Origin of the sequence: Bacillus sp. SIMBA_074, assembly GCF_046534555.1 — a bacterium.
In the GTDB taxonomy this organism is placed as follows: Bacteria; Bacillota; Bacilli; order Bacillales; family Bacillaceae_G; genus Bacillus_A; species Bacillus_A mycoides.
This window is the reverse complement of the sequence record NZ_JAWRYM010001084.1, coordinates 1-243: the sequence shown is the minus strand read 5'-3', so window position 1 is coordinate 243 and position 243 is coordinate 1. Positions and strand designations below refer to the sequence as shown.

Below are 243 nucleotides of genomic sequence, written 5' to 3'. Positions count from 1 at the left end.
ACAAATTAATCTATCTTTTCTTATTTTCCCGGGAGAAGCGGAACCTCCCAGTCTACATTGCGGTGCTCAACCATTCTTTTCGAAGCGGTGATGATCAATTGCTTTGGAAGCGGTTCGATATTTTGTACGAATAACGATCCTTCGAACGTGGCCCGTCCATTTTGATAATCGGTCCGATCAATAAAGTACTGAATATCATCGTATTTCTTGCCATTTTCGTCGGTGACAGACCAGTAGTAGGAA

General features: G+C 42.4%; 1 pseudogene. It reads right to left on the bottom strand.

Features of this window, described 5'->3' with window-relative positions:
* Positions 1-20: 20 nt before the first annotated feature.
* Positions 21-243, bottom strand: a pseudogene (locus tag SB773_RS34095) (DUF4179 domain-containing protein); the annotation flags it as partial.